General features: G+C 39.2%; 20 protein-coding genes, 1 rRNA gene, 2 pseudogenes and 1 riboswitch. Of the genes and pseudogenes, 12 read left to right on the plus strand and 11 right to left on the minus strand.

Annotation, left to right across the window (positions count from 1 at the left end; translation table 11 throughout):
* Window positions 1-89: 89 nt before the first annotated feature.
* On the minus strand, window positions 90-1355 hold the full coding sequence (locus AC33VI_RS04260; RefSeq protein WP_491781031.1) for a YcjF family protein: 1266 nt from the start codon (window positions 1353-1355) through the stop codon (window positions 90-92).
* Window positions 1356-1374: 19 nt separating this feature from the next.
* A complete protein-coding gene (locus tag AC33VI_RS04265) occupies window positions 1375-1713 on the minus strand; it encodes a DUF8822 family protein (protein WP_491781032.1) in 339 nt (112 codons plus the stop codon).
* 230 nt (window positions 1714-1943) lie between these two features.
* On the opposite strand from AC33VI_RS04265, the pseudogene AC33VI_RS04270 reads away from it, so the two are divergent.
* A pseudogene (locus AC33VI_RS04270) lies at window positions 1944-2575 on the plus strand (acetyltransferase).
* A gap of 427 nt (window positions 2576-3002) precedes the next feature.
* Here the strand turns inward: AC33VI_RS04270 and AC33VI_RS04275 are convergent.
* Complete coding sequence (locus AC33VI_RS04275) at window positions 3003-3341, minus strand: P-II family nitrogen regulator (protein ID WP_491781033.1); 339 nt, start codon at window positions 3339-3341, stop codon at window positions 3003-3005.
* Window positions 3342-3480: 139 nt separating this feature from the next.
* Here AC33VI_RS04275 and glsA point away from each other — a divergent pair, with 139 nt between their 5' ends.
* Window positions 3481-4461, plus strand: coding sequence for a glutaminase A (gene glsA, locus AC33VI_RS04280; RefSeq protein WP_491781034.1), 981 nt, complete (start codon window positions 3481-3483; stop codon window positions 4459-4461).
* Between the two features lie 13 nt (window positions 4462-4474).
* Here glsA and thiO read toward each other — a convergent pair whose 3' ends face one another.
* The 3 genes from thiO to AC33VI_RS04295 form a co-directional block, all read right to left on the minus strand.
* Window positions 4475-6457, minus strand: a complete 1983-nt coding sequence (thiO, locus tag AC33VI_RS04285; protein WP_491781035.1) for a glycine oxidase ThiO — start codon at window positions 6455-6457, stop codon at window positions 4475-4477.
* Window positions 6458-6598: 141 nt separating this feature from the next.
* Complete coding sequence (locus AC33VI_RS04290) at window positions 6599-7444, minus strand: M56 family metallopeptidase (RefSeq protein ID WP_491781036.1); 846 nt, start codon at window positions 7442-7444, stop codon at window positions 6599-6601.
* Window positions 7444-7866, minus strand: coding sequence for a BlaI/MecI/CopY family transcriptional regulator (locus AC33VI_RS04295; RefSeq protein ID WP_491781037.1), 423 nt, complete (start codon window positions 7864-7866; stop codon window positions 7444-7446). The genes AC33VI_RS04290 and AC33VI_RS04295 overlap by 1 nt, the downstream gene beginning before the upstream one ends.
* Before the next feature lie 188 nt (window positions 7867-8054).
* Here AC33VI_RS04295 and AC33VI_RS04300 point away from each other — a divergent pair, with 188 nt between their 5' ends.
* Complete coding sequence (locus AC33VI_RS04300; RefSeq protein ID WP_491781038.1) at window positions 8055-8966, plus strand: hypothetical protein; 912 nt, start codon at window positions 8055-8057, stop codon at window positions 8964-8966.
* 425 nt (window positions 8967-9391) lie between these two features.
* A complete protein-coding gene (locus AC33VI_RS04305) occupies window positions 9392-9547 on the plus strand; it encodes a hypothetical protein (RefSeq protein WP_491781039.1) in 156 nt (51 codons plus the stop codon).
* Window positions 9548-9556: 9 nt separating this feature from the next.
* Here the strand turns inward: AC33VI_RS04305 and AC33VI_RS04310 are convergent, their stop codons facing one another.
* A complete protein-coding gene (locus tag AC33VI_RS04310; RefSeq protein ID WP_491781049.1) occupies window positions 9557-10666 on the minus strand; it encodes an S-(hydroxymethyl)glutathione dehydrogenase/class III alcohol dehydrogenase in 1110 nt (369 codons plus the stop codon).
* A gap of 172 nt (window positions 10667-10838) precedes the next feature.
* Here AC33VI_RS04310 and AC33VI_RS04315 point away from each other — a divergent pair, with 172 nt between their 5' ends.
* From AC33VI_RS04315 to AC33VI_RS04325, 3 genes are all read left to right on the plus strand, one after another.
* Window positions 10839-11798 carry a ribonuclease Z gene (locus AC33VI_RS04315; RefSeq protein WP_491781040.1) on the plus strand — a complete coding sequence of 320 codons (960 nt, stop codon included), beginning with the start codon at window positions 10839-10841 and terminating at the stop codon, window positions 11796-11798.
* 199 nt (window positions 11799-11997) lie between these two features.
* A riboswitch (guanidine-I (ykkC/yxkD leader) is annotated at window positions 11998-12123 on the plus strand.
* Window positions 12124-12197: 74 nt separating this feature from the next.
* Entirely contained in the window at window positions 12198-13391 is a 1194-nt protein-coding gene (gene speB, locus AC33VI_RS04320; protein ID WP_491781041.1) for an agmatinase, read from the plus strand.
* A gap of 135 nt (window positions 13392-13526) precedes the next feature.
* The gene (locus AC33VI_RS04325; protein ID WP_491781042.1) at window positions 13527-15170 is read left to right on the plus strand and encodes a CARDB domain-containing protein; all 1644 of its coding nucleotides are present in this window, start codon (window positions 13527-13529) and stop codon (window positions 15168-15170) included.
* 226 nt (window positions 15171-15396) lie between these two features.
* Here AC33VI_RS04325 and AC33VI_RS04330 read toward each other — a convergent pair.
* Window positions 15397-15510, minus strand: a pseudogene (locus tag AC33VI_RS04330) (transposase); the annotation flags it as partial.
* Window positions 15511-15746: 236 nt separating this feature from the next.
* On the opposite strand from AC33VI_RS04330, the gene AC33VI_RS04335 reads away from it, so the two are divergent.
* From AC33VI_RS04335 to AC33VI_RS04350, 4 genes are all read left to right on the plus strand, one after another.
* The gene (locus AC33VI_RS04335) at window positions 15747-16022 is read left to right on the plus strand and encodes a glutathione binding-like protein (RefSeq protein ID WP_491781043.1); all 276 of its coding nucleotides are present in this window, start codon (window positions 15747-15749) and stop codon (window positions 16020-16022) included.
* A gap of 44 nt (window positions 16023-16066) precedes the next feature.
* Window positions 16067-16444 (plus strand): hydrogenase maturation nickel metallochaperone HypA, encoded by a 378-nt coding sequence (gene hypA, locus AC33VI_RS04340; protein ID WP_491781050.1) that lies wholly within the window; start codon window positions 16067-16069, stop codon window positions 16442-16444.
* Window positions 16445-16455: 11 nt separating this feature from the next.
* Window positions 16456-17163, plus strand: a complete 708-nt coding sequence (gene hypB / locus AC33VI_RS04345) for a hydrogenase nickel incorporation protein HypB (RefSeq protein ID WP_491781044.1) — start codon at window positions 16456-16458, stop codon at window positions 17161-17163.
* Between the two features lie 92 nt (window positions 17164-17255).
* Window positions 17256-18755, plus strand: coding sequence for a high affinity choline transporter 1 (locus tag AC33VI_RS04350; RefSeq protein WP_491781045.1), 1500 nt, complete (start codon window positions 17256-17258; stop codon window positions 18753-18755).
* A gap of 428 nt (window positions 18756-19183) precedes the next feature.
* Here the strand turns inward: AC33VI_RS04350 and AC33VI_RS04355 are convergent, their stop codons facing one another.
* Both AC33VI_RS04355 and AC33VI_RS04360 read right to left on the minus strand, forming a co-directional pair.
* Complete coding sequence (locus AC33VI_RS04355; protein WP_491781046.1) at window positions 19184-20140, minus strand: NAD(P)H-dependent glycerol-3-phosphate dehydrogenase; 957 nt, start codon at window positions 20138-20140, stop codon at window positions 19184-19186.
* 82 nt (window positions 20141-20222) lie between these two features.
* A complete protein-coding gene (locus AC33VI_RS04360) occupies window positions 20223-20420 on the minus strand; it encodes a hypothetical protein (RefSeq protein WP_491781047.1) in 198 nt (65 codons plus the stop codon).
* Between the two features lie 419 nt (window positions 20421-20839).
* On the opposite strand from AC33VI_RS04360, the gene AC33VI_RS04365 reads away from it, so the two are divergent.
* Entirely contained in the window at window positions 20840-22201 is a 1362-nt protein-coding gene (locus tag AC33VI_RS04365) for an FAD-binding oxidoreductase (protein WP_491781048.1), read from the plus strand.
* 154 nt (window positions 22202-22355) lie between these two features.
* On the opposite strand, the gene rrf is transcribed toward AC33VI_RS04365, so the two are convergent.
* A 5S ribosomal RNA gene (gene rrf / locus AC33VI_RS04370) occupies window positions 22356-22473 on the minus strand.
* Window positions 22474-22487: the final 14 nt, after the last annotated feature.

The raw sequence follows: 22487 nt of genomic DNA on the forward strand, positions 1-22487 counted from the left end.
AGGCAACTTTCCTTTGGTTGTCAACCCCTCTCCCCCCAAAAAAATTCAACAAAACTTTTGCTCTGGCTCAAATCTATCTGTCACAACATTTACGAACTTGATTCTGTTTTATATTTTTCTTTGGCTGAAGTAAATGCTTTTTTCATTACTTTTTGAATTTTTTGAGGATCTGGTTTTTTACCTCCCATAAGATCTCCAAAATAAACGCAAGCTCCTTCTCCAAGAGACCATGTATAAGCAGCTGCCCAAGATGCTGCAACTATACTTCCAAAACCAGGAATAAATTTTATTAGTTCTCTGCCGATCGCTTGAGCAAAGAATCCTCCAGCAATCGCACTTACAATGCCGCCAGCTTGAGAAGGAGATAGAGTTTGTCCGTATAGTTTGCCTAATAACCCCACCAAAGAAATTTGCAACGCAGTTAAAACAGGCATGGTCGCAAAAGGTAGAGGTATAGCAGCCACGCTGGCAGCCATAGTAGAAAAAGCTAATATATAACGTCTTGCGGTATCTCGATAAAGATTGCCTAATTCGCTACTGACATTAGTATCTAGTAATTGATAAATAGTTTGAGATTCTGCTTCTGGTAGTAATTCAGCCAAAGTACTGGTTAATGTTGACAAGCCATAAAAAGTTGGATTAAAACCATCTTCTTCAAGAGTGAAATCAATGGCAATAGCGCGATCGTACAATCCTGCAAAATCTTTTTGAATGGCGGAAAAAGCGCGATTTATTACTTCATAGTCGGGGGGATATTTTGGATGATCCGCAACATTGGATGGATAGACTTCATGCAAGCAAGTTACAACTAGCAAACAAGGAATATGAGAATATTTTTTTCTTAATTGTTGGGCTACCCGGCGTAGAGTATCGGTAGCAAAATCGCTAATTTTAACCGTAAAAATTAAAATTCTCGCTTTGTGAGTTTCTCTTTCTAGTTCCCCTTCTAGTTCGGTAATAAGATTTTGAGTATTTCGGTCTATATCTCCCAGTCCTACAGTATCGGTAAAAATCAACAGGGGTAAATCTTCGGAAGGGTAAGCATATCTCTCTGTATTTTGAGTATGAGGACGAAATCCTTGTCCAACAATTTCTGCTGATACCCCTGTTAACCCTCTAACAATCGAACTTTTACCCGCTTGGGGTTTGCCAATTAGCCAAGCTTCAGTAGTTGGCAGTTTCTCTCGAACAGTAGCAATTATCTCCGCTACTTTCTCATCGCTTACACTAAACCAATTGCCAGTTTTTTTAGTTAGGGGATTTAAAGGTATTAGTTGCTTAAGATGTCGAGTAGCATCATCGATATTTTTTGACGCGCGATTCTTCCAATGATTAATCCAGGCAAATTTACTCATTGCTTGTTGATTATTGATGTTATCCACCGCAACAGCGATCTATTCCTAGACTATCTAAAATTAAATCGCTTACTGCATTAGCAACCGCAAATTCGCTGTAGAAACTACGACTGAAGTCAAATCCTCGCATTTCAGCGACAATAGCAATAACTAGAGAACCAAGATCGTTTTCTCCTTCCATACGCTGACGAACAAAGATTTTGGACGCTCGTTGAGCAATTTTGGCGTTGATTGTCTCTGGTAAAAATTCTTCATCTAGCCAAGTATGTAGTGACTGCTTGAGCCATTGTTCTTCTTTTTCTGGATTTTCGATGTCAGGCAAAGTAATTGGGGCAATGGGTTGAGCGGAATCAGTCATTATCTTCTCCTATAGCTATAGATTTGATCTCAAATAACTTACATTATGATCTAAATTTTGCAATAGATGTAGAAGTATAACCATAAGTAAAGCAAATAATTGTCTCTTTCAATTGAGAGGGCGATTGACATCATATTGTGCCTTGTACCGTTATTTGAGAGCCGATGATATAGTGGCGGACAGGCATAGATATTTCCGATTTTCCACAATATAATTGCACTATATTGAATATGTATTTATACGGGGCTGGCGGTCATTCTAAAGTTATTACAGATATTCTCAAAAGTTTGGGAGTAGAAGTGTTAGGGGTTTTTGATGATAAACCTTGTGGGGCTAAATTAAAAATAATGGCGGTCAATTCTGGAGTCAGAGTACAAGGAATTAAATTTCCCAAATAGATGCTCCATTAATTATTAGCGTCGGAGATAATTTAAGACGAGCCGAATTGGATCTGATGCTGCGGGAAAATGCAGAATACGGTCAAGCAATTCACGGTCAGACTATTATTTCTAATAAAGCTGTTATTGGAGAAGGTACGGTTATTTTACAGGGGGCGATCGTCCAATCTGCTGCAAAGGTTGGCAGACATGTACTAGTTAATACCGCAGCTAGTATCGATCACGACAATGAAATTGGTGATTATGCTCATATTTCCCCTCAAGCTACTTTGTGCGGTCACGTAAAAGTGGGAGAAGGAACTCATATTGGTGCGGGAGCAGTTGTAATTCCTTCGATTAAGATTGGTAAATGGTGTACGATTGGGGCGGGGGCAGTAGTAATTAAAGATATGCCAGACTATGCAACGGCTGTAGGCAATCCTGCTAGAGTAATTAAATTTAGAGATCCTCCTTTTAAAGGCTAAATGCTGAGTCAAAAACTCATCCTTTAAGTTTTTATTATTTTACAGTTGTCCTCAATAAAAACCAGACGAGGGAGTAAATTAAAATTTAGACTAGCTTAATATTATTTTGAATTATCTTATTCCCCAATCCCCATACAATCTATCTTCATCCACATCAAAAAACAAAATATAGCGGTTCTCATTTTAATGCAGTATAGTCAAAACCTCGATTTTTGTTGATGGTTGTCTATCACGGCTACCGCGACCCATAATGGTTGATTGTGTGTACCTCACCAATCAGAGAAACGCTATATTTAAACTAGGGAAATAGGAACGGGCGATAGAAAGTTTTTCAAGGTAAAATTCAACTTTCTACCGCTAAATATAGGGAAACTTTACTAGATTTATCGTAACTTTTAGCTATTTCTGGTTTATTTTAAACATCAAATTAAATAGCATTTGAATCCTTTTCTCCTGTACGAATACGGATAACTTCGTTGACAGGAGAGATAAACATTTTCCCATCGCCAATCTCTCCTGTTCGAGCAGCAGCCATAATTGTTTCAACTACCATATCTACTTGTTCATCTTCGACTACAACTATAATTTTGACTTTTCCCAAAAACTCTACGGTATATTCTGAACCACGATAACGCTCGGTCTGTCCTTTTTGACGACCAAAACCTCGCACCTCAGAAATTGTTACTCCAATTATGCCAGCATTTAATAGGGCAATTTTTACTTCTTCTAATTTAAAGGGTCTAATAATAGCTTGGATTCTTTTCAATTTTCAATCTCCCTTATCTTCCATAAAAGCTTAAAGTAATTAAAGACTTGAGGAAGTTACAGAAATAACAGCAAAATTTTGATCAAACTGTACTTTTTCTAAAGTTTTGAATTAGCCAAATATTAAAATAGAATATGTCATGTCAGAACTGAAAGAATTTATTCAGCATCTCTACAAAGAATATCATCAAATCCGTTCGGGTTCTTTGGCTAGTTACATTCCCGAACTGACTAAAGCCAATCCAGAGTGGTTTGCTATTTCTGTGGTGACGAGAGAAGGAGAGGTATTTGAAGTAGGAAACATTGCCAAAAATTTTACAATTCAATCTATATCGAAAGTTTTTGTCTATGGTATGGCATTAGAAGATTGCGATCGCACAACATTATTAGAAAAAATTGGTGTCGAACCCACTGGCGATCCTTTTAATTCTGTAATTCGGTTAGATGAAAACTCTAAACGTCCTGATAACCCGATGGTTAATGCAGGAGCAATTGCCACCGCTAGTTTAATTAAAGGCTCAGATCCTACAGACAAGTTGAATCGAATGCTAGAAATGTTTCGTCGCTATATTGGGCGCAATGTATATGTTGATGCTCCTGTTTTTATGTCTGAAAGAGCCACTGGGCATCGCAATCGTGCTTTAGCTAACTTGCTGCTTAATTTTGGTATTATTAGCCATAATATTGAGGAAATTCTCGATCTATATTTTCAGCAGTGTTCGATAGTGGTCAACTGTCACGATCTAGCAGTAATGGCTGCAACTTTAGCAAATAGGGGTATTAATCCCATAACACAGGAGAAGGCAATCGAACCTTGTTACGTGAGAGATATTTTAAGTGTAATGTACACTTGTGGAATGTATAATTATGCAGGAGAGTGGGCTTATAAAGTAGGAATTCCTGCCAAAAGCGGAGTTTCAGGGGGAATTATTGGTGTCATTCCCGATCGCGCTGGTATTGCAGTTTACTCTCCGTTAATCGACCATCGAGGTAATAGCGTTCGAGGTATTAAAGTGTTTGAAGCTTTAGCTGAAAAATTTAATCTTCACTTGTTGGATTATCCTCTAGAACAATGTCCGTTTCTCAATATCTCTAATAGCACTAGATCGCAAATTAATTAGTGGGTCAGAGCGGCTAAGAATTAACTGTCCCAGTTACTGGAGAACTAGCTGTTGCATATTGTTTTACAGGAATTCGACCTGAAAGGTAAGCCAGTCTTCCTGCTTCGGCGGCTAATCCCATTGCTCTTGCCATTGCTGCTGGGTTTTGGGCTAAAGCGATCGCACTATTGATTAAGAGAGCATCTGCCCCCATTTCCATGCCCAAAGCTGCTTCGCTAGGAGTTCCAATTCCTGCATCTACTACCACAGGTACATTAGACTCTTCAATAATGATGCTGATATTAGCTGCATTATTAATTCCTTGTCCCGATCCAATGGGCGAACCCAAAGGCATCACTGTAGCACACCCTACTTCTTCCAAACGCTTTGCTAATAAAGGATCGGCATTAATGTAGGGTAAGACTGCAAATCCTTCCTTGACTAGTTGTTCTGCTGCTTCTAGAGTACCAATGGGATCGGGAAGGAGATATTTGGCATCGGGAATTACTTCCAATTTGATAAAGTTATTATCTTCTTGACCCAATAATTTAGCCATTTCTCGACCCAAACGAGCGACTCGAATCGCTTCTTCAGCAGTTTTACAACCTGCGGTATTGGGTAACATCCAAATTTTTGTCCAGTCTAAAGCTTCTGCCAATCCTTCATGTCCTGGGGCTTTAGTCTGTACCCTTCTGACGGCTACTGTAACAATTTCGCAGCCACTAGCAGCTACGCTTTGCTGCATTGCTGAGATGCTGGGGTATTTTCCCGTACCTGTCATCAAACGAGAATTAAAAGTTTTACCTGCGATTGTTAATTTATTGGGGTCTTCAATAATTGCTGGCAATACAGAAGTGGAAGAACTAGGTAGAGGGGGTTGAGGAGTGGATTCAATTTGTAGGGGAAACTTAGGGGTACTACTAATAGTCATATTTTTTATTCGATTGAAACGTTGGTAGCTAAATTCTGTTAAAAGAGGGTCGGATTCTCCGTCGAGAATTAAATCTGCAATTAAAGATGCAGTTATGGGTGCGAGAAGGATGCCGTTACGATGGTGTCCTGTAGCTAAAAAGAGATTTTCACAACTGCTTCTCCCCAATATGGGTAACTCATCGGGAGTACCAGGACGAAAACCCCACCACAGTTCTTCAATTTGCCAATTTGCAACCGCAGGATATAATTCGATCGCTTTATTCAGCAGGTTTTGAATTCCTTGGGGATTATTATAAGGAGTCCAGTCTAATTCTTCCACCGTCGCACCCACAACTAATCTGCCGTCTTGTCGGGGTACTAAGTAGATATTGTCTCCAAAAAGTACTTTTTGTAGGGGTAAAGGTTGATGGAGTTGTTTGGGCATCCTCAAAGATAACATTTGTCCTTTTACAGGACGAACGGGTAAGGGATAAAGTTGACCAGACCAAGATCCTGCAGCTAAGACATATTGTTCTGCAGTCAATAAACCAAGGCTAGTTAAAACGCCATTGACCCGCCCTTGTCTTTGTTGAATGGCTTTGACAGTGACTCCTTCTTTAATTTCTACCCCTAAATTTTGCGCTCCTTGCAATAGGGCTTGCATTAAACAACGATTGTCTACTTGTCCGTCTTCGGGATACCACCAACCACCTACAACCCGATCGCCCAGTGCTGATTGATAGGCAGAGATTTCTTGACGGTCTAGCCAAACTGCATTTTCTGCTGCGACAATTTCTTGCGGCTTACTATAAACTGGAGCGAGAATACCACAAGGTAGATAGCCCGTATCGACTCCCGATAGTTCTTCCAGCTTTTGCGTCCATTCTGGATACAACCAACGCGATCGCAAGCACAATTCCAGCATTACATCGGAGGTCAATTTTTCTGCCATTGGCGCGAGCATTCCCGCAGCGGCATTTCCCGCAGCCCCAACAAAATCTTTACTAATGACAGTAACTTTTGCTCCATGACGTTTGAGTTCGATAGCGATCGCCAATCCAATCGCGCCGCCGCCAACAATCAAAATATCTTTTGTTGCTTTCATTTTTTTCTTTTGACCCCCAACCCTATAACTTTAACGTGAAATTCTCCAATAATCTTCTTCGTTAAATTAGGTCACAGAACATGACTAATTGTTGCTCTAGAATCTATTTTACGAGTTTGACGGAAACTAATTCTGAGAAATTTAATAATGTAAGGGAATAGTTAGTAATGGTGAAAAGGATAACAAAAACCAACTCCAATTGCCCCAGGGAAATTGTTTGAGAGGAGTTTCTTTCTGCAACAAAAAATTTATTCTTTCTTGCAAGCGTTCCCCCGCAGCGCGATCGTTAAAATTGGCACACCATACAGGGGAATTATCTAAAGGAGCTTTAGCTACTAAAAGCAAAGATTCGGCTAACAGTAAAAAATCTACTTTTTCTGCTGCTTTGGCATCTGCCCGCAGTTCTCTAAGGACGAGCAGTTCTTGCCATAGAATTTCTGTTTTAGGCAACCAGAATGTAAAAGCTCGCATCCAAGCCAACCAGAAGAACCAAAAAGTGTCGCCATAATGTAGGTGGGCTTGCTCGTGAGCAATTACCGCCTCTAAGTGTTCTCGGTCGAGGGTCTGAAGCATTCCAGTACTAATCGCTAATTGAGGCTGCCAAAATCCTACTTGCGCGCTATAAGGAAAATCTACATCAATAATTCGAGCAGAAGTTTCTCCGATTAATTGTTGGGGAAATTTGTTTAAATTTTTAACTGCCCGCTGATTTTGAGCAATTAATTTAATCGAGCAGGCTAAAGCAAATAATAATAAGCCTATTGCCACATTACATCCCCAAGAACCAGCATCAATACCTAGCATTACTCCATGACAGCCCATATATAATATGGCACTCGCCGTACTCAAAATTAACAGCCCTGGAAATAACAGTAAAAATAGACTTTTGTACCATCTTTGCGACCAACTAGCGTTTTCTGAGATGGTGGCTTGCTGGCGCAATATTCCAGTCCCAATAATGATGATAAATATAGCCCAGAGATGCATTATTGATTCTCCCCTCTTTGTTGGCGTATGGCATTGAGCCGTGCTGCGATCGCATCTATTTGGTCGATACTAGCCGCATCCAAACTATCGGCAAAGGACGCAACTACATCAGGAGTACTGATTGCTAAAAAACAATTTAATTGTTCGTATGATTGTAAAGCCTTCGCCTGTTCTTTAGTGATTACAGGTTGCCATGAAAATGCACGACCTTTCTTGCTACATTTTAACCAGCCTTTTGCGGTTAAACGTCTTAAGACTGTAGTAACGGAAGTATAAGCTAATTCGCGATTTGGATCTTGCAAGATGCGATCGTGTACGGTTTTAACTGTTACTAGTTTTAATTCCCAAATTATCTCTAAAATTTCGGTTTCTAGAGGGCCAAGAGACATTTTTTTGGGTTTGCGATCTGGTAAAAAAGCCATCAATTAAGTCCAAGAAGAAATAATTTATTCATAATTTTACCTTTATGGGAACAATAATTTTAGATTTCTCAATTGTTTTCGCTCATATTGCCCAAGTCTTTACTCTTTGAGCTTAGACTTAAAGAGATACCTAGTCATGGGCTTAATACTTTTTTAAGGTTATATATCTACAAAGTATGCAGTCAATTATGAATTTAATTTATCTTCTAATTTCTATATTGCGTTCTACTTCAATTTACGATGATTTAGACCGTTGTAAACGGGTCATTTTTTCGTTGATTATTATTTATTTTTTAGGAGCTTTCTCTCTGCCTTTTCTATCAAAGTCTGCTCGAGCAAACTCTTTAGAACCAAAGCATAATAGTACACAAAAAAAATACTTATCCCCTTACGGTTGGCTGGCGCAGAAGGAGAAAACATTTTGTCAGCAAAACAATCTTGCCTATCAAGAAGTTTATAGTTTTGAAACCGAGAATTTTTATATTAGTATTTGTCAACTAGAAAGTAATTTTTATTATTATCGACAATCCAAAATAAATCGGGAGAATAGCCTTTTGATTCCCGCCCAAGGGTTGTTTGGAGGAGAGGTTTTTCAAGCAACTAGTGGCAAAATAAATTATTTTGTTGGTAAAGATGGCGATCGCTATTACTCATCAGTAATGCTCAATAATAATGAGATTGTGTTTGAACCAGAGTTACCCCCAGAACCGTTAGTTTTCTCTCCAGAAATCGTCGATCGCGATGTTGCTTTTTCCTTCAGCCAAATCGCATCTATTAACTCCTACAATGAAAATAATGCTAGATGGGAACTAAATTTTTCCGAACCTAATGCAAATAGTAACCTCTCGGCTATCTGCACTAGAGATAAGTCAGCTTTTAGTCCTTATTTTGATGGTTGGCATAATTTATTAGGGAAAACTACTGATGCTGCTAATGATTATGTTACCAACAAAGGTCATAATTTTATTTACAACTCTCAGGCTCAAAATAGGGCTTTGATCGAAACTAAAGAAGGTACAATTATAAATCTCGATATTGCCACCTCCGAAGGAATCATCAAGCAAATATGCGTCACTCCCACAGCGAGCGATAGTCAGTAGTCAGTAATCGCAAAAATACTATGTCTTAAGAACTATGCCTTACCCATAAGTTTACAAATTCTGACTCTCAGACGAATGTAGCAACTTCTTTACTTTCAGAATTGCTAGCAGACATTATTAATTTGATTGGCGATCGATTCTCGATCGCTTTAGCAGACTTATCAAGGAAATCCTCTAGCAATTAAAATTGTTGCTACAGCAATTAAAGATATTTTTGCTGGAGATTTAAGTAAGTTTTTAGCACGAGATATAAGAGTATTTAATAGCTTTCACTGTCCTAACTGTTGAGTTAAATGATTTAGGCAAACCATAGTATCTACCGATAGCAATTTAAGCTCAGAGCGAAACATTTATGTAAAAAAACTAATGGCAGATAATCTAGCTTATCTGACAATTATAACCAGCGATTAATATTCTATAGGCTAATGTTTAATACAATGTTTGAACGAGCTACCGTTTTTTCTGCTGTCTTGCTTTTACTCTTTCTGGGAATTGTGGGAATGAAATATTTCAAGTTTTTAGAAACCAAAAATCAACTTCATCAAACTTTTAATATTCAATACTCCAACTTTGATGCCTAACATTTAATTTCAAAAAGTTACAACGCTACGAATTGATTTTCCCTCGTGCATTAAATCAAAAGCCTCATTAATGCGATCGATAGGCATAGTATGAGTAATTAAACTGTCAATATCTATTTTGCCTTCCATATACCAATCAACAATTTTAGGTACATCGGTACGTCCCCTCGCACCACCAAAAGCCGATCCTTTCCACACCCTTCCCGTCACTAATTGAAATGGACGAGTGCTAATTTCTTCTCCCGCACCAGCTACCCCGATAATCGTACAGACACCCCAACCTTTATGACAGCATTCCAAGGCTTGACGCATCACTTCTACATTACCAATACATTCAAAACTATAATCTGCACCGCCTCCCGTTAATTCCACTAAATACTCGACTAAATCTCCATCTATTTCTTGAGGGTTAACGAAATCAGTCATGCCATAAAGTTCTGCCATAGCTCGTTTATCGGGATTCAGATCCACGCCGACAATTTTGCTTGCGCCTACCATTTTTGCTCCTTGGATGACATTTAAACCAATACCACCCAAGCCAAACACTACGACATTCGATCCTGCTTCCACATTAGCCGTATTGATTACCGCACCCAAACCAGTAGTTACCCCACAACCAATCAAACAGACTTTTTCTAATGGCGCGTCATTGCGAATTTTTGCCACGGCAATTTCAGGCAATACAGTATAGTTAGCAAAGGTAGAAGTTCCCATGTAGTGATAAAGCTTTTCTCCCCCCAAAGAAAACCGACTAGTACCGTTAGGCATTACTCCTTTTCCCTGAGTAGAGCGAATTGCTTGACAGAGATTAGTTTTTTGACTCAAACAATATTCACACTGTCGGCATTCTGGAGTGTAAAGAGGAATTACTTTATCTCCTGGCTTAACGCTAGTGACTCCTTTCCCTACTTCCACAACAATTCCTCCTCCTTCGTGTCCTAAAATAGTCGGGAACAAACCTTCTGGATCTGCACCAGAGAGGGTATAAGCATCAGTATGACAAACTCCCGTTGCCTTGATTTCAACTAAGACTTCTCCCTGTTGGGGTGCTTCTAGTTGTACGGTTTCAATTTGTAGGGGTTTGCCCGCACCAAAAGCAACAGCAGCTTTAACTTCCATACTCATTATTATGCTCATTTTAATACATTAGGATTATCAGAATAATAGCTTATTGTACTTAAGTGATGACATTTACAGGACTACCGTTGGTGTTTCATAGACAAACAATCTCTAAGACTTGCCGAACTCACGTTAAGATAAATGTCTGAGATCAATTGACGTAATAGATTCTGTGGAAATAACTTTTTTAGGTACTAGTTCTGGCGTGCCTACGCGATCGCGTAACGTATCTAGCGTCGCCCTACGCTTGCCTCAAAGAGCTGAAGTATGGCTATTTGACTGTGGAGAAGGCACGCAACACCAACTACAAAAAAGCGGTCTTAAAAGCTCTCAAATTCGACGTATTTTTATCACCCATATGCACGGCGACCATACTTTTGGTTTGATGGGCTTAATTGCTAGTTGTGGCTTGGCTGGTAGCGGTCAACCCATAGATATTTATGGTCCTAAAGGCTTAAAAGAATATCTTGAGGCTGCTGCCAAATATTCCTATATGAATTTAGGTACTCGTTTAAACGTTCATACTGTCAAACCAGGTTTGGTCTACGAAGATCGAGAATTTACTGTTAGCTGTCAGTTATTAAAACACCGCGTTCCCGCCCATGGCTATCGCATCTCCGAAAAAGATCGCCCTGGAATGTTTAATTTAGAGAAAGCTAAGTCTTTAGGCATTCCTCCAGGTCCAGTATATGGCAAACTCAAACAAGGAGAAATAGTCACTTTAGAAGACGGTCGCAAAATCAATGGTAAGGATCTTTGCGGTCAACCAGAGGCAGGCAGAAAAGTTGTCTATTGCACCGATACAGTTTTTTGCGATTCGGCGGTGGAATTGTCTCAAGATGCAGATGTCTTAATTCATGAAGCTACCTTTGCCCATCAAGATGCAGATATGGCATTTGAAAAAATGCACTCTACCAGTACAATGGCTGCTCAAGTAGCTCTTCTAGCAGGGGTTAAGCAGTTAATTATGACCCATTTTAGCCCCCGTTATGCTCCTGGCAACCCCATTCAATTAAACGATCTTAAGCAAGAAGCGAGAGCAATTTTTCCCAATACTAAGCTAGCTTATGACTTTTATAGTTATGAAGTTCCTCGACGACGAGCAGAAAAGAAACAGAAAAAGTATTTCTAGCGATCGCTTGTTAATAACTCCTAAGAAAAAATTAGTCTATGAGGACTGATTAAAGGTTAAAAGATTGATTGATTCATCTGCTTTTATACTTGCCCGAACTTACTATTATCGGCAAGGTCAGCTAATAATGTAATTTAAGTAACAAAAGATACATATTCTTGATAAAGAAACTGGTATACATAGACTGAGTACGATAATTTAGGAAAGCTTCTAGGGTTCCGACCTGAAGGAATATTGGCAGGTGACTGGTCCGAGAGAAGCAGGCTATCTAATGAGGATTTCCATAACTTAGATAGTTTCACGGCGGGACAAAAGCCCGGGAGGAATTGGCACTTTATAAGTGAGTGTCGCTCTTCCTGGGCTATTTTGCGTTCGATTGTTAGTTAAGGAATAAATTTTATGACAGGACAATCTCCATTTCCCTCTCCAGACAATAATGAAAATGAATACCAAACCGAAGCACAGCAAGCATTAGATAAAGAACGCCAACTACCCCTAACAGGCTGGCAACAAGAAGTAGATACAGGATTGGCATATGGCTTAGAAGCAGCAGAAACCATCAAAGATCGAACTATATCTACTTTTTCGCGAGGAGAATTACCCCACTATGCAGGGATTATTACTTTTCTGAAAGCTCCTTATTTAGATGATGTCAATCAAGTCGGAAACTACGATGTGGCGATCGTTGGCGTACCCCACGATTCGGGGACTACCTATCGTCCTGGAACTCGTTTTGGACCTCAAGGTATTCGGAAAATTTCTGCTTTATACACCCCCTATAACTTTGAACTAGGAGTCGATCTGCGGGAGCAAATTACTCTATGCGATGTGGGAGATATCTTTACTATTCCTGCCAACAATGAAAAGTCTTTCGATCAGATTTCTAAGGGAATAGCCCATGTCTTTAAATCAGGAGCATTTCCCATTATTTTAGGAGGCGATCATTCCATTGGCTTTCCTACTGTTAGAGGTGTCTGTCGTCATTTAGGGGATAAAAAGGTTGGTATCATTCATTTCGATCGCCATGTAGATACTCAAGAAACCGATTTAGACGAACGGATGCACACCTGTCCTTGGTTTCACGCCACCAATATGGCAAACGCCCCCGCCAAAAATTTAGTGCAATTGGGTATTGGTGGTTGGCAAGTACCCCGCCCTGGAGTCAAGGTATGTCGGGAAAGAGCGACTAACATTCTGACTGTGACCGATATTTGCGAGATGGGTTTAGATGCAGCTGCTGATTTTGCCATAGAAAGAGCTACAGATGGTACTGATTGTGTTTGGATTAGCTTTGATATTGATTGCATCGATGCGGGTTTTGTACCTGGTACTGGCTGGCCCGAACCAGGGGGCTTAATGCCTCGCGAAGCTTTATATTTACTCAAAAGAATTGTGCAGGAAACTACCGTCTGTGGCATAGAAGTGGTAGAAGTATCTCCTCCCTATGATGTGAGCGATATGACCGCATTAATGGCGACTCGCGTTATTTGCGACACTATGGCACATTTAGTTATATCAGGACAGTTACCCCGTAACTCAAAACCCGATTATATTCACGAACAGGCACAAGTAGTAGACGAACCCTGGAATTAGCAAATAGTTAATATTTGCCCAACTTGGTTAATTTTTTAAAGTTGGAAACTACTATTATTGTCGTGAAAATACTAAGGTAAGTATAAAAATATCGAAATATATTAGTAGTAAAGATTATAGAATAAGACAATTTCTATGAATATTACTACTAATAATTCCAATGCAAATCTAGATTTATTACCTACTAAAATTATTGCTCCAGCAAGCGTAACTAGTGGGGGACAACTTGATGTTTCTTGGATTGTAAAAAACCAAAGTTCGACCGACCTTTATGGAACTTGGTATGACAATTTATATCTTTCCGAAGACGAATTGATAGATGATAACGATATTCTTTTAAGAGAAATTTTCAACGATAGATTTTACGAAGATTATTATAGCTATTCAGAACGTTATTATTATCCAGGGTACTATGGGCCATATTCAGATAGCTATACTCACGAGCAAAGTTACATCTATGAAGAAGAATTTTTAGAACCACAAAAAAATTATACAGCAACTAGCAGTTTTGATTTAGATGGTGTATTAGAAGAAATTACGACTGGAGATTACTATTTAATTCTGGATGTTGATGCTGAAAATCAAGTTTCAAACAACGATCCTAGCAACGATATTTTAATTACACCTCTTACTATTACATCAGCAGATGTCGATCTGGCGATCTCCGATTTTGATATTCCTACAGTGGGAGTCATTGGCGAAACTATCGAGCTTTCATGGACGATCTTCAATCAAGGTGCAGATGCTCGACACGATGCTTTTAGCGATCGGGTGTATCTCTCCGATGACGAATTTCTGGACGAAACCGATTTGCAATTGGGTGGTTTTTATCGTTCTTTACTATATGAATCGGAAGATGTTTATATAGGCTATTCTTATTCAGAACCCAGACCATTGTGGGGCAGATCGAGTTTAACAGCTTATGATTTGATCGATTTAGCCAATCTCGATGGCGAAGAATTAAGTACTGGCGATCGCTATTTATTAATAGTTACCGACAGTCAAGAAGAAGTTACAGAAACTAACGAAACCAACAATATTTTACCCGTTCCCATTACTTTAATTGCTCCAGAAGACCGAGATGTCGATCTCGAAATTACCAGTTTCACTACCCCCGATTTAATTGAAGTATCGCCTTACGATTTTGATTACCATACTATTAATTCAAATCAACATTTAGAGGATCTAGAATTTTCTTGGACGGTAAATAATTCAGGCAGAGAGACGACTCTAACTAATTGGAAAGATCGAATCTATTATTCTCAGGATGCAGTCTGGGATGATACCGATCTTCCTCTGTCTAATTTTTATCGTTGTCATGGTTATGGTTGTTATTACGGTTCGGGCGAAAATAATGTTTACTATCAATCGGAGTCTGTAGCAGGACAAGATAGTTACGCAGGAAATCTACCCTCTGCTAATATTGGAAATATTTCCTTGTCGGAAGGTACTCGACTTGGAGAGGGTTATTTTATTTTGGTAACAGATGCCGATAATGAATTAGTAGAAAGTGATGAAAGCAATAATACTTTTGCAGTTCCAGTAGATATTACTCTGAAAAATAATATTATTTCCAACCTCGAAAATTTTAGCTATGAAGGAATTGGTTTCTATGCCTACAATACCCAAGTAGCAGAATCAATTCCCGTGTACCGTTTTTACGAACCTAATTTAGGAGTACATTTTTATACTCCTAATGAAGAAGAGAAAATTTACGTCGGAGAACATTTATCTAACTATGATTTTGAGGGTATTGCCTATTATGCTTTTGAAATTTAGATAAATGTAGAAAGTTGTAACATCGACTTATCTTCATTAAACGCCCCTACAAAAACAATTTTATAAGGGGCGCACTTGCTTCATTCGATCAGGCTTCAACAAATATAATATTCTGACGATCTATATTCGCTACATTAGATCGTCAGAATATAAATTAAGTTGGTTGATGAACCCTTCAGGTTCGGGCGCGTTCCCTAGATGAGTAAAACTCATCGGGGTCGCCCTCTCAATATGCAATCAATCCGCATAAAACATTAACGCAAAAGTTAACAGGCGATCGATGACGAGAATGTTCAATTTGAGAAATGTTTTTTAGTTGGTCGTTAATAGTTTCGATTACTAAAACAACGTTTGAGATAGGCACACAAAGGAATTAAAGTCGAAGGCATCCATTCAATAAATCTCTGATAGCTAGGAAGTCTTGGAAAAGCTGAATTCCACAGGGGAATCGCATCAAAATCATAGAATGCTTAGCCTGCAAGGGTTTTTAATTTTTATAGTTTTATGAACCAATTGCCAAAAGCCTTGTCCTATATAGACTTTTAAAATTACGTGCGATTACCCTGCTGAATTCCAATGTGGTTTTACATAATCGAGGAGGATAAGTATCAACAACAGATCTTACAAAAACAAAAGTTAGGTTACAAAGCTTTAGGCATTATGGAAGAACATCTTAAAGAGTGGGATTTCTTGGTAGCCAACAAATATACTATTGCAGATATCGATCTTTATGCTTATACCCATGTAACCGAAGCGGGAGGTTTTGACTTAACTCAATATCCTGCTATTAATGCTTGGTTTGAGAGAATTCAATCACAACCAAAACATATTAAAATCACCGATTTATTTTGAATTTTTAAATATTCGATGTTTAATGCTAAATGATAAATGAAATTATGCATGAAACTGATATGACCAAAGCTTTAATCTTGACGGTTAAAGATTGGTACGAATCCCAGACAGAACAGCCCAAAATCGAGAAGATACATCTAGTAGTCGGTCAATTTACCTGTGTCGAACCAGTAAGTCTTAAATTTGCTTTTGAAGTGCAAACTCGCAATACTTTTTTAGCAGGGGTAGAACTAGTCATTAAAGATATACCTCTGATTGCTTATTGTCATAGTTGCCAACAAGAATACAAACCCGAAATCGGACTGCAATATAGCTGTCCCAATTGTCATTCGCCCATGGAAGATATTCGTTCGGGAAGAGAACTCAAAATCGATCGCATTGAATATTCTGCCAATCAGCAACAACTAACAACTAACAACTAACAACTAAGAATATGCACCAAACTTTTGACGCAGCATTAGAACTAAACCTACTCCACGCCAACCAAGAGGGAGCAGACCATAACCGCGAACATTTCGATCGCTGGAGAATTACCTGTCTCAATCTTATGAGTAGTCCTGGGGCGGGAAAAACTGTTTTACTAGAGCAAACTCTCAAAGCCTTAAAAGATGAATTAGAAATGGCAGTTATTGAGGGAGATATGACTACAGAATTAGATGCAGATCGTTTGCGTCAGTACGACGTTCCTGTAATTCCGATTAATACTGGTCGTTCTTGTCATTTAGATTCCAAAATGGTTGCGGGAGGAATTCATACCCTCGAACATCAACATCAGCCTCAAGAATTGGATTTAGTTTTAGTCGAAAATGTTGGTAACTTAGTTTGTCCTGCGGAATTTGAAGTAGGAGAACACGCCAAAGTTGCTTTATTAAGCGTTACTGAAGGGGAAGACAAACCTTTGAAATATCCCGTAATGTTTCAAAAGGCAGATTGCTTATTAATTACCAAAACCGACCTAGCCCCTTATCTAGATATCGATTGCCGTCGCATTATCGACAATGTAAGACAAATGAACTCTAAGGCAACTATTATTTCTGTATCAGCGAAGACAGGCGAAGGTATGGAACAGTGGTTTGATTGGCTTAGAAATATTATTCAACTAATTCAAGAACGACAAATCAAACAACTTGCACAAATTTGATCGAGAAGAAAAGTGAGTAACAATTGCTAAAAATTACTACTCATTTTAAATATTTAAAAAAGTTATGAGATCGAAATAGATCGGGAGAAATCATGACAGAAAAGTTGCTTTTCTGGGGAATTATTATATTCTTATTTGGCACTCTAGCCATTGGTATGTGGGCAGCCAAACAAGTTAAGGGAGATAGCGAAAATTATCTAGTTGCTGGACGAGGACTAATCTTACCTCTGGCAGCAGCAACCCTAATGGCACAGTCGGTAGACTCTAACGCTACCTTGGGTAATACAGATTTAGTTGCCGAATTTGGTTTTTGGGCTGGGGCATCTCTACCCATTGGATTGGCACTATGTTTATTTTTAGCAGGACTATTTTTTGCTAAACCGATGAACCGTATGGGATTAATTACCATTCCAGATTTTTATCGCCTTAAATACAATCGCTTAACCGAAGTAGTGGCATCTCTCTTGATGGTGTTAAGCTTCTCCTTTTTGCTAGCTGGTAACTTAGTAGCAGGGGGGTATATGTTTGAAACTTTTTTAGGTACAACTTATACAGCGGGAGTAATGCTACTGGCGATTGTAGTTTTTATCTACACTGCTAGTGGTGGATTATTTGCAGTAGCCTATACCGATGCTATCCAAGTTGGTATTGCTTTTATTGGTTCTTTAGGTTTATTTGCTTTTGTTGCCAGCAATTTTGGTATTGATATTGCCTCTGATACTGGACCATTGGCAATGGCACAATTAAGCGATCCTAGTCAGGGGGCGGTAATTAACTGGGCAACGTTATTAGCTTTAGGTTTGGGTAACCTGGTGGCGATCGATTTTATGGCACGTATCTTTGCAGCTAAAACTCCTGAAACTGCTCAAAGAGCTTGTTTAATCGGCGGCGCTGGCACTTTAATTATTGGCGTTCCTTTTTCTTTAATCGCTCTATCTGCACCACAAATTCTTGCAGATCGGGGAATTACGCCCGAAGGACCAGTGCTTTATGCTTTACTTAGTGATGTTGCACCACCCTTTTTAGGATTGTTGGTTATAGTCGCAATTCTTTCTGCTTCCCTTTCTACTGCCGATGGAGCAATTTTGGGTACTTCTTCTGTTATTGCTCATAACATTATTGGTATTCGTTCTGATGACCATAATGCAGCAGGAGACAGACTGCTATTAATCACCCGCGTGATGGCTTTTGTGATTACGATTATGGGAGTCTTTTTTGCCTTAAAAGTTCCTGCAGCGGGTGTCTTATTATTACTCGCCTTCGATCTGAGTTTTGCGGGTTTAGTTGTACCATTGGCGGGCGGTCTTTATTGGAATAAAGCAACTTGGCAAGGCGCGCTAGCTTGTATTGTTTTAGGTTCTCTAACGCGATTAATTTTCTTTATCCTAATGCCTACCGCTTTTGGCATTGATAATACTTTACTTTATATTCCTAACAATATTCTTACCGTAGATTTTGATGGTTTTCCTACTTTAATTAGTCCTCTGGTAGGATTAGCAGCCTTTATAATTGTTTCTAACTTAACCAAAGGCAAACAAAAATATCGTAATTCAGTAGAGTCTGAAGCAGAAATTGCTCGCAGTTATCGTTAATTTAACCTGAGTTCGGGATAAAAGAATTGCTCGAAGAGAATAGTTTTTAGTCTTTAGTTTTTTTTTAGTTTGACAGGGCGGAAATGCTCGGGTTTCCCGAGCTTATTCCACGCCCTGTTAACCCGTCTGACAAGATTTTTAGTAGCTCAGTTGAAACAGGTACAATCGCTTATCTTTCAACTACATGACCTATATAAAGTCAATCAATAAGTTAAATAGTATTTATACTATATGTAATTTACTTATTCTAGGTTTTCTTAACTTGTCACTAATAACTGTACGGGCGGTTCGGATGCGAAGCTAATCCTCTAGGGCGAACCGCCCCTAACAACTAGATCGATAGTCAGTAGCTTAACCCGAACTGAGTGTATTCTCAGACTTGTCTATAAAATTGAATTGTTAAACGAGAAGTACCAATCCCCTACTTACTACTCAGTTTCATTAGTAATTTCAAATTCAAGATCGCAAAATTCTGGTTTGAGATCTCGCTCCATCAAAGCTTGAATCGCCTCAATAGGTGTGATTTTGCCCCTCAACAAACGATGAACCTGTCGCGCAATTGGCACGGGAATTGCTTCAATATCGGCGATTTTCACCAAGACGTTGGTGGTATTAACTCCTTCGGCAGTACCTTCTAATTCTTCCAGGATTTGTGGCAAAGTTTTAGCTTGAGCTAGTCCATAACCCACTTGATAGTTACGCGAAAGAGGACTGTCGCAAGTAGCGATCAAATCTCCCAAGCCAGACAAGCCAAAAAAAGTTTCTCCCGAAGCACCCAAATGAGTCCCGATCCGAATCATTTCGGGCAAAGCACGAGTTAATAAAGCAGCTTTAGCATTCGTTCCCAAATTCATGCCATCACAGACTCCTGATGCGATCGCAATGACATTTTTCAAAGTTCCTCCCAATTCTGTACCGATGGGATCTTCATTGACATAAACTCGAAAAGTCTCAGAAGCAAATATATCCTGGACTTTTTCCGCTGCTGGGAGCTCGTTGCTTGCCACTACGGTTGCTGCGGGTAATCCTTGGGCGATTTCTTTAGATAAGTTAGGTCCCGACAAAACTACTACAGCATTATTGGGAAAAGCAGTCTGCCAAATTTGAGAAGGAGTGCGAGTAGTCTCTGGGTCTAAGCCTTTAGTGGCAGTCACAATAATTTTGTCGGTGGGCAATTTTAATTTTCTCAACTTCGAGATAGTTGGCTTGACTCCTTTCATGGAAACAGCAGACAAAACTATCTCTGCATCTTGGACTACAGATTCCAGGGATATATCGCCGCGATGAGACCAGAAACAGACATTATGGTTATTATTTTTGGCGATCTTTCCTAATGCAGAACCCCAGACACCCGTTCCTAAAATAGCGACTTTACTAAAGGTCATATTCACTCTTTACAATCTCAAATAATGTTTTTATCTTTTCACTGTTCATTAATTAACAGTATCTTTTTAATAATCTATACAACTATCTGGCAGTGTAACCAGTGGTTTTGTTGACTATTAACTTACCAAACTTTCGTTTTACTTGATTTTTGGATAGGCTTTTCACTTCAACATTACTCGACCAGAAAGCATTAAACATAGTTTCCATCAAGATAATTTGATTGGTCAATTGTTCCCCGTCAATATGAGGTTTGAGATTAGCCGTAACTATCTTTTTCATTGAGTTTAAGGCTTTTTCCTTAGTCTGCGCTGCGAGTAGTCTTTATTTGGCTTGCGGATCGTTCTCGAATTGCGCTACCCAATCATCGTATTTATTAGCAATAGCTATTCCTACATAGGTACAAAACACTGGAAAACATACATTCACAGCAGTGTTGGTCAGAAGAAATGAGTTTAATCATAATGGATGATTCCCAAGATAATGCTTTACCTTCTGCAGTACTTTGGTTTAGCGGTAGTTTGCCCGTTTGAGGTTATTGGGGATTCTTTATACTTAACTTTTGTGGGGAAGATAAACAATGAAATAAATATTATGTATAAAGACATGACTATATCTCGATAATTTTTAGCTGTTATCGAATTAGCTTGATGTAGAAGTTAAGTTTGGGCGAAAATAATTGCAAAGAGGAATATCAGTCCATGAATATTAAAAATCATCTAGATTATCGAGCGATCGCAACAGAATTAATGGGAATTGAAACAACTTTAGATCGCGATCGCCTAAGTAAATTATCTTTAGACTACTATCACTTCAGTCCTATCCTGACAGAGAAATTACAAGCTAAACGAGGAGAATTAGCAGTTTTCCCTACTTTAGAATCAGAAGTCTTAGAAGTTGCCCAAACTTGCCTTAAATATAAAATCCCCCTAACCGTTAGAGGTGCTGGTACTGGTAATTACGGACAGTGCATTCCCCTCCAGGGTGGAATTATTCTCGATCTGAGCAAAATGAATCAGATTGTCAAGCTTAAACCTGGTATCGCTACAGTACAACCAGGAGTCAGAATGGCAGCTTTTGACAAGCAAGCTAGAGAGATTGGCTGGGAATTACGCATGGCTCCTTCTACCTACCGTACTGCTACTATTGGCGGTTTTGTTGGTGGCGGAAGTGTGGGAATGGGTTCGATTAATTACGGACAAATAAGCGATCGTGGTAACCTAAGACGAGTGCGTTTGGTTACTCTCGAAGACGAACCTCAAGTCATAGAATTACAGGGAGATGAAGTACAAAAAGTAATTCACGGCTACGGCACTACAGGAATTATTATCGAGTTGGAAATTCCCCTTGCCCCTGCTTATCCTTGGCAAGAAATTATCGTTACTTTCGATGATTTTATGACTGCTGCACGCTTCGGACAAGCTCTAAGCGATAGTGGGGGAATAGTCAAAAAACTAGTTAGTATTCATCAAGATCCCATCCCTAGTTACTTTACTGCTTTAAAAAATTATTTACCTGAAGGAAAACAAGCTGCCTTATTAATGGTATCAGAATACGACTTGCTGCCTTTGAAGCAACTAGTTAAAGAATTTCAAGGAACGATAACTTACAGCAAAAGTGCAATCGAAGCAGCCAAAGGAACTAGCTTATTAGAATTTACCTGGAATCACACCACTCTACACGCTCGCAGTGTTGATAGCAGTTTAACTTACTTGCAGACATTTTATTTCACTTTAGAAAGACTCGAAAAACTCTACCAACAAAGAGGAGATGAAATTACCATCCATTTAGAATTTTTGCGTGCGGGGGATAAAGCCGTACCTGCGGGATTGCCATTAGTCCGCTTTACTACTCCAGAAAGACTAAATGAAATCATTCGCGATCATGAAGCTCAAGGGGCATTTATTGCTAATCCTCACGTCTATACTATTGAAGATGGTGGTAATAAACAAATCGATTCGCAGAAAGTAGCATTTAAACAACAAATCGATCCTTATGGCTTATTAAACCCTGGTAAGATGCGTGGCTTTCCTCAGCCTCATAACTATAGTCGTTCTAATTAATTTCTTTACGATCTAGGCTATCGTTTTGGGGGAATGAGGAAGTGGGTAAAGGCTCTTTTGTACCTAAATCAAAGTGCCTACTCCCCCCTTGTAAAAAACCTACCCTTGTGAGGAGCGGTGAGATGACAATGTGAATCGATGTGGAAAAAAAAGAACCTGGCACTGAGCTATTTTCCCAGGAGGCTACCCTCCAAGTATCTTCGCCGCAACAGCGTTTCACCATCGAGTTCGGGATGGGGTCGAAGTGGTTCCACCGCGCTCATAGCACCAGGAATATCTGTGGGAT

It is taken from the genome of Waterburya sp., assembly GCF_058530065.1.

Bases quoted from the DNA above. Each gene is read 5' to 3' on its own strand.
- AC33VI_RS04260 (WP_491781031.1), bottom strand. From the start codon at position 1,355: ATGAGTAAATTTGCCTGGATTAATCATTGGAAGAATCGCGCGTCAAAA.
- AC33VI_RS04265 (WP_491781032.1), bottom strand. From the start codon at position 1,713: ATGACTGATTCCGCTCAACCCATTGCCCCAATTACTTTGCCTGACATC.
- glsA (WP_491781034.1), top strand. From the start codon at position 3,481: ATGTCAGAACTGAAAGAATTTATTCAGCATCTCTACAAAGAATATCAT.
- thiO (WP_491781035.1), bottom strand. From the start codon at position 6,457: ATGAAAGCAACAAAAGATATTTTGATTGTTGGCGGCGGCGCGATTGGA.
- AC33VI_RS04290 (WP_491781036.1), bottom strand. From the start codon at position 7,444: ATGCATCTCTGGGCTATATTTATCATCATTATTGGGACTGGAATATTG.
- AC33VI_RS04295 (WP_491781037.1), bottom strand. From the start codon at position 7,866: ATGGCTTTTTTACCAGATCGCAAACCCAAAAAAATGTCTCTTGGCCCT.
- AC33VI_RS04300 (WP_491781038.1), top strand. From the start codon at position 8,055: ATGAATTTAATTTATCTTCTAATTTCTATATTGCGTTCTACTTCAATT.
- AC33VI_RS04305 (WP_491781039.1), top strand. From the start codon at position 9,392: ATGTTTAATACAATGTTTGAACGAGCTACCGTTTTTTCTGCTGTCTTG.
- AC33VI_RS04310 (WP_491781049.1), bottom strand. From the start codon at position 10,666: ATGGAAGTTAAAGCTGCTGTTGCTTTTGGTGCGGGCAAACCCCTACAA.
- speB (WP_491781041.1), top strand. From the start codon at position 12,198: ATGACAGGACAATCTCCATTTCCCTCTCCAGACAATAATGAAAATGAA.
- AC33VI_RS04325 (WP_491781042.1), top strand. From the start codon at position 13,527: ATGAATATTACTACTAATAATTCCAATGCAAATCTAGATTTATTACCT.
- AC33VI_RS04335 (WP_491781043.1), top strand. From the start codon at position 15,747: ATGTGGTTTTACATAATCGAGGAGGATAAGTATCAACAACAGATCTTA.
- hypA (WP_491781050.1), top strand. From the start codon at position 16,067: ATGCATGAAACTGATATGACCAAAGCTTTAATCTTGACGGTTAAAGAT.
- hypB (WP_491781044.1), top strand. From the start codon at position 16,456: ATGCACCAAACTTTTGACGCAGCATTAGAACTAAACCTACTCCACGCC.
- AC33VI_RS04350 (WP_491781045.1), top strand. From the start codon at position 17,256: ATGACAGAAAAGTTGCTTTTCTGGGGAATTATTATATTCTTATTTGGC.
- AC33VI_RS04355 (WP_491781046.1), bottom strand. From the start codon at position 20,140: ATGACCTTTAGTAAAGTCGCTATTTTAGGAACGGGTGTCTGGGGTTCT.
- AC33VI_RS04360 (WP_491781047.1), bottom strand. From the start codon at position 20,420: ATGAAAAAGATAGTTACGGCTAATCTCAAACCTCATATTGACGGGGAA.
- AC33VI_RS04365 (WP_491781048.1), top strand. From the start codon at position 20,840: ATGAATATTAAAAATCATCTAGATTATCGAGCGATCGCAACAGAATTA.